Genomic DNA, 13,785 nt, shown 5'->3' with positions numbered 1-13,785 from the left:
TTTGGTGACATCAAAGTCGAACTGAACCACGAAAAAGCACCGAAAACCGCTGCTAACTTCGAAAGCTACGTGAAGAAAGGCCATTACGATGGCGTCATTTTTCACCGCGTAATCGATGGTTTCATGATTCAGGGTGGTGGTTTCGAGCCTGGTATGACCCAGAAAGAAACTGACGCTCCGATTGAAAACGAAGCCGACAACGGTCTGGAAAACAAAGCCGGTACTCTGGCCATGGCGCGCACCATGGACCCACACTCCGCCAGTGCACAGTTTTTCATCAACGTAGCTGACAACAGCTTTCTGAACCACACCGGTAAGAACACCCAGGGCTGGGGTTACTGTGTATTCGGCGAAGTTGTGGAAGGCATGGATGTGGTAAACCGCATCAAAGGCGTTCCTACGATCACCAGCATGGGTCACCAGGATGTTCCTGCTGATGACGTGATCATTGAGAAAGCGGAAATCATCGACTGATGACCAGCTATTTCATTTCGGACCTCCATCTTGAGCCGGAGCATCCGGCCATGACGGAGGGGTTTCTGGCATTACTGCAACGCCTTCATGGCGAGGAAGCCCTGTACATTCTTGGTGACTTCTTTGAAGTCTGGATGGGCGACGACTTTGAAAATGATTTCGTCCGTACCGTGAAAGACGGTCTGAAAGCCCTGTCTGACAGCGGCACTCAGGTTTTCCTGATGCCAGGCAACCGGGATTTTCTGCTGGGAGATCTGTTCTGCCAGCAGACCGGTGCGCAGATGCTGGAAGATCCGACTACGGTGACGCTCAATGGTGAAGCAGTTCTGCTGATGCACGGTGACAGTCTGTGCACGCAGGATGTGGAATATATGAAGATCCGTCAGATGTTCCGCAACCCGGCGTGGCAACAGGAGTTTCTTGCCAAACCGCTGGAAGAACGCATTGCCTTTGCCCGCTATGTGCGGGCAGAAAGCCAGAGCGATCAGAAGATGAAAAGCAATGACATCATGGATGTTACGCCGGAAGAAGTTGTGCGCTGCATGACCGGGGCTGGCGTGAGAACCCTGATTCATGGGCATACCCATCGCCCTGACGATCACCACTGGCAGGAAAATGATCAATCCTTGCGTCGCATTGTTCTGGGTGACTGGAGCGATACCGGTGGCTGGCTTATCCGGGCCGATGAGCAGGGTATCCGCCTGGAATCGTTTGACTTCTGATCAGAACACCTGTGGCTCTGGTTCCAGAGCCACACCAAACTTCTCTGCCACATCTCCCTGAATCTGCGCCTGTAATTGCATCAGTTCAGCAAATGTTGCCTGTCCGTCCGTAACCAGTACCAGTGCCTGCAGATCGTGTACACCGACATGCTCCAGCCAGCGCCCTTTCCAGCCCGCCTGCTCAATCAGCCAACCCGCCGCCAGCTTTACGCTGCCAGATGGCTGGGGGTAGCACGGCAATGAGGGATATTGTGCGCTTAAACGCTGCGCATCGGCCGCACTTACGACCGGATTCTTAAAGAAAGAACCTGCGTTGGCGGTGATTACCGGATCCGGTAATTTCTGTGAGCGGATGCGGCAAATCTCTTCGATCAGACCCTCCGCTGTGACCTGAACAGCGGAATCCGCCCACTGCTTCAGCGGACCGTAACTCAGGTCCGGCCGAAACTGAACTCTTAAGCGAAAAACCACCCGGGTGACGATAAAGTCGCCGGCCAGCTCACGTTTAAAGACCGAATCGCGATAGCCAAAACGGCATTCGCTGTTGCTCAGCGTCCGCCATTGGCGGGTGCTCAGCTGAATTCCGCTGACGGATTCAAGACAGTCGCGGACTTCCGTGCCATAGGCGCCGATATTCTGCACCGGCGATGCGCCCACCGTACCCGGGATCAGTGCCAGATTCTCCAGCCCGTGACCAAATCTGATACTGTTACATACCCAGTCGTGCCAGTTCATCCCGGCATCAACTGCCACCCTCACCCAGTCACCGTCAGAATCTGCTTCATAACCCAGCAGCTGCACGCCCTTCATGTGTGAATGCAGCACCAGCGCATCAACATCGCCCGCCAGCAGCACATTACTGCCGCCACCAAGCACCTTGACGCCCCAGTCGCGACGGCCTGCTTCATTGAGCAAAGAGATGAGTTCAGAAGGCGATGAGAATGCCGCCCAGGCTTTCGCCCGCGCAGGCAGACGCAATGTATTAGCAAGGGAAAGATCGTAGTCTGACTGAATGACACCAGAGCGGATCAAGCGTCACCTGACCTGTTCTGTTTGTTTTGCCTGTTTTCAATGTCTGCCAGCAGACCGTCACAGGCATCTTCCACCAGATCGAGCACGTGTTCGAAGCCCGAAGCACCACCGTAATATGGGTCCGGCACTTCGCTCTCACGAAAACGCCGCGCAAAACTGAGGAACAATTGCGGCTGGGTTTGGCTGCCAGGCGAGCAAATAGCCTGCAGATTCGCCAGGTTTTCGTTGTCCATGGCCAGCACATAATCAAAGGTGCCGAAATCCTCTGCCACAGCCTGACGGGCACGCAGCGTACTCAGATCATAACCACGTTTCGCTGCTGTCTGTGTGGCGCGGGCATCGGGCTTTTCACCGACGTGATAGGCAGCCGTTCCCGCAGAATCTACCTGAATTTCACCGCTGAGACCAAGCGCCTCAACCTTTTTCAGCATGACACCATGGGCGGTTGGCGAGCGGCAGATATTGCCCAGACAAACAAACAGCACGCGGATCATAGTTATTCCTGTGCGGCTGGTTTGGCAGCTTTTTCTGCCTTTTCCAGTTTTTCTTCTTCACTCATGCGGCGCGCTTCGCCTTCCAGCATCACAGGCACACCGTCCTGAATCGGAAATGCCAGACCATCAAAAGTACACAGCAGTTCAGCAGCGTCGCTATCAAGTTTCAGTTTGCCTTTACACAGTGGGCACACCAGCATGCTGAGCAGTTGTTTATCCATAGTAATCTTCACCTGTAATGTAATCTCACCGGCAGACTTCAGCCTTTGCGCTGTGCGGTCGCCAGCAGCAAGGCATCAAGCCGGTCCTGAATATCGGGTTGTGGCACCGCATCGACCTGCAGGTACCACCAGTCTGGTTGAGCGAATGCCCGGCATTTTACCCAATCTTTTTCCGTCATGACGACCGGATATGACGAACCCTGAGTAAAATCAAAGTCCGCCGGGCTGAAGTCATGATGATCGGGGAAGCTGACAGGCTTCGTCTCTGCGCCGATCTGCGCCAGCGATGCATAAAAACGTTGCGGATTACCAATACCGGAGACCGCCCACACCGCCGTGCCGGCGAAATAATCCAATGGCCGCGACTCACCGCTGAGTGCATTCACCAGGGCGATGGGTTCAACGCGAAAACTGCTGCCGTTTTCCAGCACCATATCAACACTTTTTAACCGGCTCGCTGGTTCACGCAGAGGGCCAACCGGTAACAGCCAGCCATTACCCAGTCGGCGCTGACCATCCATAACCACTAATTCCGCTGCACGCGCCAGCGCATAATGCTGCAGACCGTCATCGCTGAAAATAATGTCGGTATGCGCAGGAACCGCTGCTGCAGCTCTCGCCCGTTGAGGATCAACGACCACAGGCACACCGCTGCGGGCATGGATTAATTTGGGTTCGTCACCGCACTCGTCAGCCTGAAGCGCAGATGTCACCGTCAACGGCCATTGTTCATTACGGCTGCCATAGCCACGACTGATCACAGCCGGCTTCAGACCCAGCACTCTGGCGCGCTCGATGAGCAACAGAATCAATGGCGTCTTGCCGGTTCCGCCGACGGTAATATTACCGACCACCAGTACCGGCACAGAAGCAGGCTTTGGTGGCTGCAGACGGAATTTAAGACGCTTTAAATACACCACCGGAGCCACAATCAGCCAGAGTGGCAACAACCAGATGTTAGCTAATGCAGAGCGATACCAGTTACGCTCAATGACTGCGCCGAGAGCGGACAGCAGGCCTTTACGCCTGCTGTCGGCGGTTACGGGCCGAGCTTCACTGCAGGAAGCATCCGCACTGTTGCGATCACGCGTGTCAGTCACAGGTTACTCGCTGAACTGAATCTGATGCAGTTGCGCATAGATTCCGTTCAGTGCAATCAGATCAGCATGGCCGCCATCTTCACGCACCTCACCCTGATCAATCACCACAATGCGGTCCGCGTTTTCAATGGTACTCAGACGATGGGCAATAACAAAGGTTGTCCGACCTTTCATCACCTCTTCCATGGCTGCCTGAATATGGCGCTCCGACGCCGTATCCAGCGCAGAGGTTGCCTCATCCAGAATCAGAATAGGTGCGTTTTTCAGAATCGCACGGGCAATGGCAATACGCTGGCGCTGACCACCGGACAGTAATACGCCGTCTTCTCCGACCATGGTGTCGTAGCCATCCGACAGCTGAGAAATAAATTCATCGGCATGAGCGGCTTTAGCCGCGGCCATGATTTCATCATCACTTTTATTGCCCAGCGCACCGTAGGCGATATTGTCCTTAATCGTACCGTTGAACAGGGTTACCTGCTGACTGACGATCGCAATCTGATCGCGCAGACTGTCGAGGGTCAGTTCACGCACATCGGTGCCGTCGATGGCAATGCCACCTGACGTGAGTTCATAAAAACGTGGAATTAAATTCACCAGAGTGGTTTTACCACTGCCGGATTTACCAACAAAAGCCACCGACGTACCGGCCTTAATATCCAGCGAAATACCTTTCAGCGCATCATGTTCTGCTCCCGGATAACGGAAGCGTACCTGATCAAATTTCACATCACCGTGTGCGCGCTGCAGAGTTTTACTGCCGGTATCCGGTTCTGATTCAGCATCCAGTACGGAAAAAACAGATGCCGCCGCGGTGACGCCTTTCTGCACCACCGCATTAATATCGGTGAGCGAGCGCAGCGGCTTGGCAATAAGAGAAGCTGCTGTCATAAACTGCCAGAACTGATCACGATCCATATGACCGTGCAGCAGACGCTGAAACATCAGATAAACCATAACACCCAGACCCAGAGCCACAATCTGCTGAGTTAGCGGGACGTTAATCGCTTCCGTTAAACCGAATTTCAGCGACTGTTTACGGTTGTACTCACTGGCTTTATAAAAGCGCTGCTGTTCGTAGTCACGACCACCGAATGTCCGCACTTCACGATAGCCACTGATGCTTTCATTGGTCACCTGAGTCACATTCCCCATGGCCTTCTGAATGCGGCGGCTGTAACGACGGAAAAAGCGGCTGGCAAAGGCAACAACCACAACAATAATCGGCACCAGAGCGACGAAGATAAGCGTCAGCGTCCAGTCCAGCCACAACAGATACAACATCAGACCAATGACCGTCACGCCTTCCTGGATAGACGTCGTCAGCGCCCGGGTCGACGCACCGGTCACCTGATCAACATCAAAAATTACCCGGGAAATAAGACGGCCGCTGGATTCGCCATCAAAATAACTGCTTGGCAAGCGGGTCATTTTATTAAACAGCTGCGTACGCAGTGAATGCACGACGTTACGGCCGACCACGGCAATAAAAAATTTACCGAGAAATGTACCGATACCGCGGTAAAAGAAAATACCCAGCAGACTGAATACCAGCACCAGAATATTCTCGTGGGTCGGTGCATCCAGGGTCTCTGAAACCCACCCCATCAGATGAGCCATCATGGGTGCCGCGGAGGCAAACATTACGTAGCCCAGAATGGCAACGAAAAAGGCCGCTTTATGCGGCCAGACATACGACAGCAGGCGCTTATAAATGCGCCCGACTGAAATTTCTTCACTCATTATTATTCACTTTTTCCCGGCTGTCGGGTGGTAATACTGAGGTTAATCAGACCAAGCTGACCTGCGGCATCCATCGCCCGCACCACAGCTTCATGCGGTGTTTTGGCGTCAGCAGTAATAACCACCGGAGCCACCTGTTGCCCGTTCAGCGATTTCTGGATCGCGCGCTTCAGCGTATCCAGCTGATGATTAACCAATGCCTGATTATTTACGCTGTACTCTCCGTTTGCGGAAATCAGAATTTCAATGGCTTCCGCCGGCGTGGCAGAAGCTTCAGCGCTGGCTTCCGGCAAATCGATACTGAGGTGATTCTCTTTGGTAAAGGTGGTGGACACCATAAAGAAAATCAACAGCAGAAAGACAATATCGATCAGCGGAGTCAGGTTAACATCGATGGATTCCCGACTCTGACGTTTGAAATTCACTTAACTGCCTCTGATGAATCCGCCACTTCACGATCGCCATGCAGAACATCAACCAACTTAATGGCTTCCTGCTCCATAAACACAACGATGTTATCGACACGACGCTGCAACACACGGTGACAAACCAGTGCCGGAATACCAACAATCAGACCTGCTGCTGTCGTGACCAGTGCTTCCGAGATACCGCCGGCGAGCAGATTCGCCTGTCCGGTGCCCTGCGACATAATTTCTGAAAACACCTGAATCATACCAAATACAGTACCAAGCAGGCCCATCAGAGGCGCTACCGCAGCAATCGTACCGAGCGCGTTCATATAACGTTCCATACCATGAATTTCATGGGATGCCGTTTCTTCGATGCTTTCTTTCATGATCTCACGACCATGACGGGAATTGATCAGACCTGCTGCCAGTACCCGACCAAGAGGCCCGGCGGAACGCAGTTCCTTAATACGCGCAGAGTCCAGCTGATTGTTTTTCATCCAACCCCAGACCCGTGCCAGCAAATCCCGTGGCGCTATCTGCCCTGGCCGGAGTGTCCAGAAACGTTCAGCCGCAATACCCAATGCCAACACTGAACAAAGGATGATAGGTACCATCATCCAACCGCCGCTCTGGATGATTTCCAGCATCGTACTCTACTCCTGCGATCTCATTACAAATTTTCGCTGTACTCTAGCATAAGCCAGTATGGCAGCATAAGACCTGAAAGCAGGTTCTGTGACCATACTCAATACGAGCTCTGACAATGTGAATTAAGCGACTGATATTTAACAAATATCAGGCCGTCACAACGGCTGTCGCCAACGTGGCTGCCAGAGCTTACGCTGACAGCGGGTAAGCCTATCTGGTTCCCGGAAAATTCTGCCGCATTCAGCGGTATTGAAGGTACGCACGCCAGCCTCATGCAAGCGTGCCAGTACATCAGGATGCGGATGTCCGAAGCGGTTGTTAAAACCGGCACTGATCCAGCCTTCTGTCGGCTGCACAACCTGTAAAAGCCGCCCGGATGTACTGGTCAGGCTGCCATGATGACCGACAACCAATACCTCTGAACGAAGCTCCGCACCGTACACATCGGCCAGCAGCGCCTCACCATCCTCCTCCAGATCACCGGTCAGAAGAAAGCGCGTGCCGAACCAGTCCAGCTGCAGTACGCAGGAGGCATTGTTGTCCACCGGCCGGATTTCATCACTTGCCAATGGGAAAAAGCGGATGCGCAGATTTGGGTTCATCTCTTGCCATTGCGATGACAGCGCATGACAGCTGGATCTGCCAGCAGCAGGCTGACCATAAACCTGTTGGCCGACATCCATGCCACGGGATTGTGCGAGGCGTGTGAATCCCGCCTCACCGCCAGCGTGATCATTATCGTTATGGCTGATCACCAGCAGATCCAGTCTGCGCACACCGTGACTCTGCAACAGTGGGAAAACAATCGCACTGCCGGCATCAAAACGATCCGAAAAGCGTGCACCCAGATCATAAATCAGAGTCGCATCAGAGGCGCCGGCGAATACAGATAACCCCTGCCCCACATCGGCCATTGATACGGTATTAACATCAGCCGGGCGAATCAGCAGCAGCCCCGTCAACATCAACGCCTGAGCCAATATCACAAATATGCGCTGAACACCCAGCCAGAACAGAATAAGCAGCCCGTACCACAGCAACATCAGTGCAGTGTTTACCGGGGCGAACTGCGGCATCGCCAAACCTTCAACCAGACTCAGCCATTGCCAGAACAGATCGCCGGCAATAATCAGCCCGTCTGCGATAACGTCCCAGCCGGTAATCACCGCGGCAAACGTCAGTGGCATCAGAATCAGGGTAAAGAATGGCACAGCAATAAAATTCGCCAGCAAATGCTGAAAGCCAACCGCCTGCCCCCAGAACAGCATCAATGGCAGGATGGCCATAAATACCAGCCACTGGGGCAACCACCACTGCTCTGCCCAACGACTTTTACGCCCACGAAACGCCGCCAATAAGGCCAGTACAGCGCAGAACGAAAAGCCAAACCCTGGCCGTAACCAGATCAATGGATTTATCAGCAAAACCAGCAACATCACCAACAGCGCGATTTCCAGCCAGTCGGGACGTCGGCGCACACATGCCAGCAATGCCGCCAGAGCAATCATCAATGCGGCACGTTGCAAAGCGATTCCCGCCCCCGCCAGCCAGACATAGGCAGCAGACAACACCACCACCGGCAGCAGGCGCAGCCATTGCGGCGCTACGATCATACCGGCTATCAGACTGATAGTCCTGACAGACCTTACAGACCAGCCAGCCCTGACAGTCCCAGCTGCCCCAAAGGTTACAACCCCACTGAACAGCGCGACAAAGCGCATCAGAACACCACCAAGCAACCAACCGAGCAGCGCAATCAACCCGACATGCAGACCACTGACGACCAGCAGATGCAGAGTGCCCGTGTATGCAGCCAGATCCCACTGCTCAGTGGTGAAAGCCTGCTGATCACCGAAAATCAGACCACCGGCCCAGCTCTTCGCCTGCTCATGCGCCTGCTCCTGTTCCCCGGCGGCATATTGAGGCAGGCGCTGATAACCCCATGAGATGAATCGTTGCCGCAGAGACTCAGAAGAGCTCAGCACAGGCCCATCCGCCGGGGAGGTCAGCTCCAGCGTGCGGATATAGCCAGTAGCATCTATGCCCTCCGACAACAGATACGCTTCGTAATCAAATGCCAGACCGTTGGCAAAATTCCGCGGAGCCCGCAGCACCGCCCGTATATGCGCCGTCTGACCCGCCTGTGGCGGCAAGGCCTGCTGCTGTCGCGGATACCAGTTAAGCTGCAGCGAGCGTAATGCCGGCAGACTGTCCGCCAGCGGTTGATCAGGCAACACATCCACCGTTAAACGGAAACCGCGTTCACGCGCCTCGATGCTGCGGATGGCGACCTGGATATCAATGCTTTGCCGATCAAGAGAAACTGGTAAACGGTGTTCCAGCTGAACACCTACCCAAAAGGAAGAAAACAGCAGAGTCAGAAGAAAGAAGAGGCTATAGTAAACAGGTCGATAACGCTGTGGTTCTGATCGAGGGTTACGCACAAGCAAGGCAGAAAACCGGCCTGATTGCTTGCAAAAGCAAACCAACACACTGACCAACAACCAGGCCAGAAACAGAAGTCCTGAGCAGGCCAGCGCAACGCTTAGCGGAAGGAAGCATCCGGCAATCATGCCGGCAATGCCACTGAGCATGAGTTTGTGCATTGCCACTCCATGGCATTATCGGCATAATCGCCCCGCAATAACCAGCTGGCGCTTTCCATGCCGAAAAAGTTCTTACAGAAATACTTTCCGTCTCCGGAGCAGGTACAGAGCAATCCGTCTCTGAAACTGCTGGCGCCGCTGTTTGCCAAACCCAACCTGTTCCACGTCAACCGGCATTCGGTTTCCCGCGCCTTTCTCGTCGGGCTGTTCTGTGCATTCCTGCCACTGCCCTTTCAGATGGGTATTGCTGCGCTGATGGCGTTTTATGCTAACGCGAACATGCCGATGTCGATAGGGCTCGTCTGGATAACCAATCCATTCACCATGGCCCCCATCTTTTACGCCACCTATCGTTTCGGCACCTGGCTGCTGAATACGCCGCCAAATCCGTTCTCGATTGAGTTATCGGTGCAATGGGTTCTGAGCGAACTGGGTAATATCTGGCAGCCGCTGTTTGCCGGTTCAATGGTATCCGGAGTGATATGCGGTGTCGGTGGCTACATTGCCATTCAGATAATCTGGCGTCGTCACGTGGTGCAGAACTGGGAACGACGCCGTATCAGCCGGCTGAAACGCAAGGCTGAAGAAGAGGAATACTGAATCCGCTTATAACGGATTCAGTGACTGCTCAGCGAGCAACAGACAGCGGTCCATCCGCCCCGCCAACGCCCGGTCGTGGGTAACCATCACAAACGCCGTATCAGAATCCTGCGCCAGTGCCAGCATGGCATCTTCTACCTGCCGTGCAGTCTGTTCATCCAGATTCCCTGTCGGCTCATCCAGCAACACCAGCCCCGGACGGTTCACCAAAGCCCGCGCGATGGCGGTACGCTGACGCTCACCACCCGACAGTTCTGCTGGTTTGTGGTCGGTGCGCTTTGCCAGACCCAGCTGAGCCAGACACTCACGGGCCCGCTCTGCCGCCTGTTTGCGGCCAATACCAGCCAGCAATTGCGGCATCATCACGTTTTCCAGCGCGGTAAATTCCGGCAACAGGTGATGGAACTGATAGACAAAGCCCACCTCCTGATTACGCAATGCAGTGCACTGGGTTTCAGACAATGCGGCCAGCGCATGACCGGCGATCGTCACTTCGCCACGATCGACGTTATCCAGGCCGCCAAGTGCATTGAGTAAGGTGGTTTTGCCCGAGCCGGAAGCACCGACAATCGCCAGAGTTTCCCCGGCCGCCACCTGCAGATTAATGTTGTCCCATACAGTGACCTTCTGCGGCCCTGAGGTATAGGTTTTACACAGATCTTTCGCTATCAGAGTAGTGCTTTTATTCATAACGCAGAGCCTCCGCTGGCTGAACCCGGGATGCGCGCCACGATGGATACAGAGTCGCCAGGAAACTTAACAACATCGACGAAGCGGTAATAATCGCTACGTCTTCCCACAAAAGTTGCGATGGCAGATAGGAAATAAAATACACATCCGCACTGAGAATTTTGAAACCAAACAAATGCTCAAGCCAGGCCACCAGATCGGAAATGGTCAGCGCACCGATAATGCCGAGTACCGTCCCAAGTACCACCCCAACCAGACCAATGGAAATGCCCTGCACCATAAAGATTTTCATAATGGTCGAAGGCTTCGCCCCCATGGTACGCAGAATGGCAATATCCGCTTGTTTATCGGTCACCACCATCACCAGAGTGGAGATAATATTAAACGCCGCCACCGCGACAATGATCAGCAACAGCAGACCAATCATGGTTTTTTCCATCCGGATCGCGTGGAACAGGTTACCGTGGGTGCGGGTCCAGTCACTGGCGTAATAATCACCATCCAGAGTGGAGACGATATCCCACACACCCTGCGGCGCTTTAAACAGGTCATCGAACTTCACTCTCAGGCCCTGCGCCTGAAAACTGAGACGTCCAAGTTTTGCAGCATCCTCAAGATTAACGATGGCCAGGTTGGCATCCAGCTCTGCCCCAACCGAGAAAATACCGGTCACTGTCAGACGTTTGATGCGCGGCAGGACACCGGCTGGCGACAGCGTAGCTTCCGGCAGCATCAGGGTGACTTTATCGCCAACTGTAACGCGCAGATGCTGCGCCAGCAGATCGCCCAGTAACACGCCGAATTCACCGGACTGCAGAGTCTGCACATCCCCTTCAATCATATGATCCGGCAGGATCGATACCTGACGCTCAGCGTCCGGATCAACGCCCGTGACCATAATTCCCTGCACCCGGCCACCATAGCCCATCATGCCCTGCAGGCGCGTCATAGGCGCAACACCAGCGACTCCCGGGTATTCACTGACCGTCTGCGCCAGCGATTGCCAGTCATTGATACCACCCCGCTCATAAACAACCGCGTGAGGAACCATGCCAAGAATGCGTTCGCGTAATTCCCGGTCGAAGCCATTCATCACCGACAGCACCAGAATCAACACCGCCACCCCGAGTGTCATGCCAATCATGGAAGATGCGGAGATAAATGAAATAAAGTGATTGCGGCGCTTAGCGGCCAGATAGCGGAGTCCAACCCAGACGGGCAAAGACATACCGGAAGACTTCATGAGAATACAGATCCGTTTGTTTGAACGTGAATGGTTAAAAATTGTGTCGTTCTGACGTCATACAGTCGCATACGTTTATGACGTCCGGGTTTACGACTGCACAGTGCAATGGCTGGCAATTTTGCCCGACTCCGGTTCGATAAGCGATAGCCATGGCGCATATTGAGCCGAGTTGCTTTTCCTCAACTGTTTGCCCCGGCTACAAGAAAGCCTGTGTCAGAGTCCCGTAAACAAATAAAAGTTTCCGCCTGGCCGGGATAGCCTGCCGGCGCTGGCCGGTTTGTGAACCGGATGCCCGGGCAGACGTCACAGGCACACAAACCACAGATACACCAATCACAGATACACCAATCACAGATACACCAATCACAGATACACCAATCACAGACACACCAATCACAGATACAAAACTTTTGTACCACAACAACCTGAAAACATATCCCTTCAGGCCACAACAGTCCAAAAGCGCTGAATATTTTCCCTTTTATTTCAATACCTTACAAAACACTAAAGAATAAAACGGTAAACATACAAGTATGGCAATATGTCTATAAATCGTTTAGAGTCGGGCGACTATAAGAATAAAAGAGCAGTCAATGCCATGCAGTTCTCCCGCTTCTCCGCGGCAGCACTTAAAGCTGCCCCCAGTATCTGCACTATCCGTTTTCAACAACAGATTTATAAAGTTGAGTTTCAGGCGTTCTGCGAACCAGGCAACGAGCACAGAACCCCGGTTCTGTTCCTTGGTGGCGCCTTTCAGAGCTTCTCCTCTTTCCGTAGTGAAGCAGAACGGGTACTGACCACCCATCCGGTTATTCTGGCAGACCTTCCGTCTCAGGGAAGCAATGATCAACTGGCGCCCGAGCTGTCGCTGGAGGATTACGCCGATCTTCTCAATCTGTTCTGTGATTCGCAGTCATTGCAGCGCATCACCTTACTTGGCATCAGTTACGGCTCGGCCATGGCCACCCTGTTCGCCCATCGTCATCCGCAAAAAACCGAGCGACTGCTGTTATCTGGCATCACCTGTTTTCGCCGTGACAGTCTGATCACACTATTGGAAGATTCCCTCGATCTGCTGGCCCAGGGCGATATGCAGGCATTTGCCACTACCGCAGTGTGTAATCTGATTAATCACAGCCGTCTGACAGAAACGGATGTCAGCCCGACCTACCGCCGCTTATTGTTCCGTCAGATTACCCGCCTGAACGATAACGAGCGTATGCGCTATGCACAGAACACCAAACGCCTGCTCGATTTCGCCGGGTTTACCGGCTTCCCTCAGTGCCCCACGTTAATCGCCACCGGCGAATTCGATAATTTTACGTTGCCAGCAGAAAATGCTGCCGTGGCACGACAGTGTCAGCAGGCGGTATTTGCGGTAATTAATAATGCTGATCATCTTGCTCAGTTTGAGCGCAAAGAAGCAGCCACCGAACTGTTTCACCGCTTTATGAAGGGTGACTCACTGGAAGGAATTCAGGGTACAGAAATATTTAATCCGCAGGCGTTTGATTCTGCTGATCAGCGACTGCAATCACGTCAGCGTCCATTAGCCCAACCCTACCTGTTAAAAGACCGCAGCAAAGATAAACATCATGAAGTGCGGATAAAAAATATCAATTTTGCCGGCTGTGAACTCGAACTGATGCAGTCCGATCTGAGCCTGTCAGATAACTGCAAATCTCTTTGGCTGGAAATTCCGCACACAGGTAACAGCTACCATGTACGTATCCTGGCAAGGGAGCGGAAAACGTTACGCTGCCTGATTATCCAGCGCGATCTGAATCATGCCGATGAGT

The 13,785-nt window shown here is 53.5% G+C and carries 14 protein-coding genes; 4 read left to right on the top strand and 10 right to left on the bottom strand.

The annotated features are described in order from the left end of the window. Together B2Z72_RS09215 and B2Z72_RS09210 are read left to right on the top strand one after the other, a co-directional pair. A partial coding sequence (locus tag B2Z72_RS09215) for a peptidylprolyl isomerase (RefSeq protein ID WP_297004638.1) occupies positions 1–474 on the top strand: 474 nt, incomplete at its 5' end. Next, complete coding sequence (locus tag B2Z72_RS09210) at positions 474–1,196, top strand: UDP-2,3-diacylglucosamine diphosphatase (RefSeq protein WP_296982920.1); 723 nt, start codon at positions 474–476, stop codon at positions 1,194–1,196. The genes B2Z72_RS09215 and B2Z72_RS09210, both read left to right, overlap by 1 nt. Here the strand turns inward: B2Z72_RS09210 and murB are convergent, their stop codons facing one another. The 8 genes from murB to B2Z72_RS09170 all read right to left on the bottom strand — a co-directional run bounded on the left by murB (position 1,197) and on the right by B2Z72_RS09170 (position 9,450). Next, positions 1,197–2,228 carry a UDP-N-acetylmuramate dehydrogenase gene (murB, locus tag B2Z72_RS09205; RefSeq protein WP_296982921.1) on the bottom strand — a complete coding sequence of 344 codons (1,032 nt, stop codon included), beginning with the start codon at positions 2,226–2,228 and terminating at the stop codon, positions 1,197–1,199. Then, entirely contained in the window at positions 2,225–2,722 is a 498-nt protein-coding gene (locus tag B2Z72_RS09200; RefSeq protein ID WP_296982922.1) for a low molecular weight protein-tyrosine-phosphatase, read from the bottom strand. Before B2Z72_RS09200 ends, murB begins: the two co-directional genes overlap by 4 nt. 2 nt (positions 2,723–2,724) lie before the next feature. Next, positions 2,725–2,943, bottom strand: coding sequence for a Trm112 family protein (locus B2Z72_RS09195; RefSeq protein ID WP_296982923.1), 219 nt, complete (start codon positions 2,941–2,943; stop codon positions 2,725–2,727). Between the two features lie 38 nt (positions 2,944–2,981). After that, positions 2,982–4,043 (bottom strand): tetraacyldisaccharide 4'-kinase, encoded by a 1,062-nt coding sequence (gene lpxK, locus B2Z72_RS09190; protein WP_296982924.1) that lies wholly within the window; start codon positions 4,041–4,043, stop codon positions 2,982–2,984. 3 nt (positions 4,044–4,046) lie between these two features. Then, positions 4,047–5,786: a lipid A export permease/ATP-binding protein MsbA gene (gene msbA / locus B2Z72_RS09185; protein WP_296982925.1), complete on the bottom strand. Its 1,740-nt coding sequence runs from the start codon at positions 5,784–5,786 to the stop codon at positions 4,047–4,049. Positions 5,787–5,788: 2 nt separating this feature from the next. Next, positions 5,789–6,211, bottom strand: a complete 423-nt coding sequence (locus B2Z72_RS09180) for an ExbD/TolR family protein (RefSeq protein WP_296982926.1) — start codon at positions 6,209–6,211, stop codon at positions 5,789–5,791. Further along, entirely contained in the window at positions 6,208–6,843 is a 636-nt protein-coding gene (locus tag B2Z72_RS09175) for a MotA/TolQ/ExbB proton channel family protein (protein WP_296982927.1), read from the bottom strand. The genes B2Z72_RS09180 and B2Z72_RS09175 overlap by 4 nt, the downstream gene beginning before the upstream one ends. 156 nt (positions 6,844–6,999) lie before the next feature. Then, positions 7,000–9,450, bottom strand: coding sequence for a DNA internalization-related competence protein ComEC/Rec2 (locus B2Z72_RS09170; protein ID WP_296982928.1), 2,451 nt, complete (start codon positions 9,448–9,450; stop codon positions 7,000–7,002). A 57-nt stretch (positions 9,451–9,507) separates the two neighbouring features. Here B2Z72_RS09170 and B2Z72_RS09165 point away from each other — a divergent pair, with 57 nt between their 5' ends. Continuing rightward, positions 9,508–10,050, top strand: a complete 543-nt coding sequence (locus tag B2Z72_RS09165; RefSeq protein ID WP_296982929.1) for a DUF2062 domain-containing protein — start codon at positions 9,508–9,510, stop codon at positions 10,048–10,050. 6 nt (positions 10,051–10,056) lie between these two features. Here the strand turns inward: B2Z72_RS09165 and B2Z72_RS09160 are convergent, their stop codons facing one another. Both B2Z72_RS09160 and B2Z72_RS09155 read right to left on the bottom strand, forming a co-directional pair. Beyond that, positions 10,057–10,740, bottom strand: coding sequence for an ABC transporter ATP-binding protein (locus B2Z72_RS09160; protein WP_296982930.1), 684 nt, complete (start codon positions 10,738–10,740; stop codon positions 10,057–10,059). Next, entirely contained in the window at positions 10,733–11,968 is a 1,236-nt protein-coding gene (locus B2Z72_RS09155) for a lipoprotein-releasing ABC transporter permease subunit (RefSeq protein ID WP_297004635.1), read from the bottom strand. The genes B2Z72_RS09160 and B2Z72_RS09155 overlap by 8 nt, the downstream gene beginning before the upstream one ends. Before the next feature lie 616 nt (positions 11,969–12,584). Here B2Z72_RS09155 and B2Z72_RS09150 point away from each other — a divergent pair. Continuing rightward, positions 12,585–13,785 (top strand): alpha/beta fold hydrolase (locus B2Z72_RS09150; RefSeq protein ID WP_297004631.1); only part of this gene is annotated, 1,201 nt, incomplete at its 3' end.

It is taken from the genome of Thalassolituus sp. UBA6592 (assembly GCF_002433655.1).
GTDB lineage: Bacteria > Pseudomonadota > Gammaproteobacteria > Pseudomonadales > Oceanobacteraceae > Venatoribacter.
Note: the sequence above shows the minus strand (reverse complement) of the source record. Positions and strands in the feature narration are given on the sequence as shown.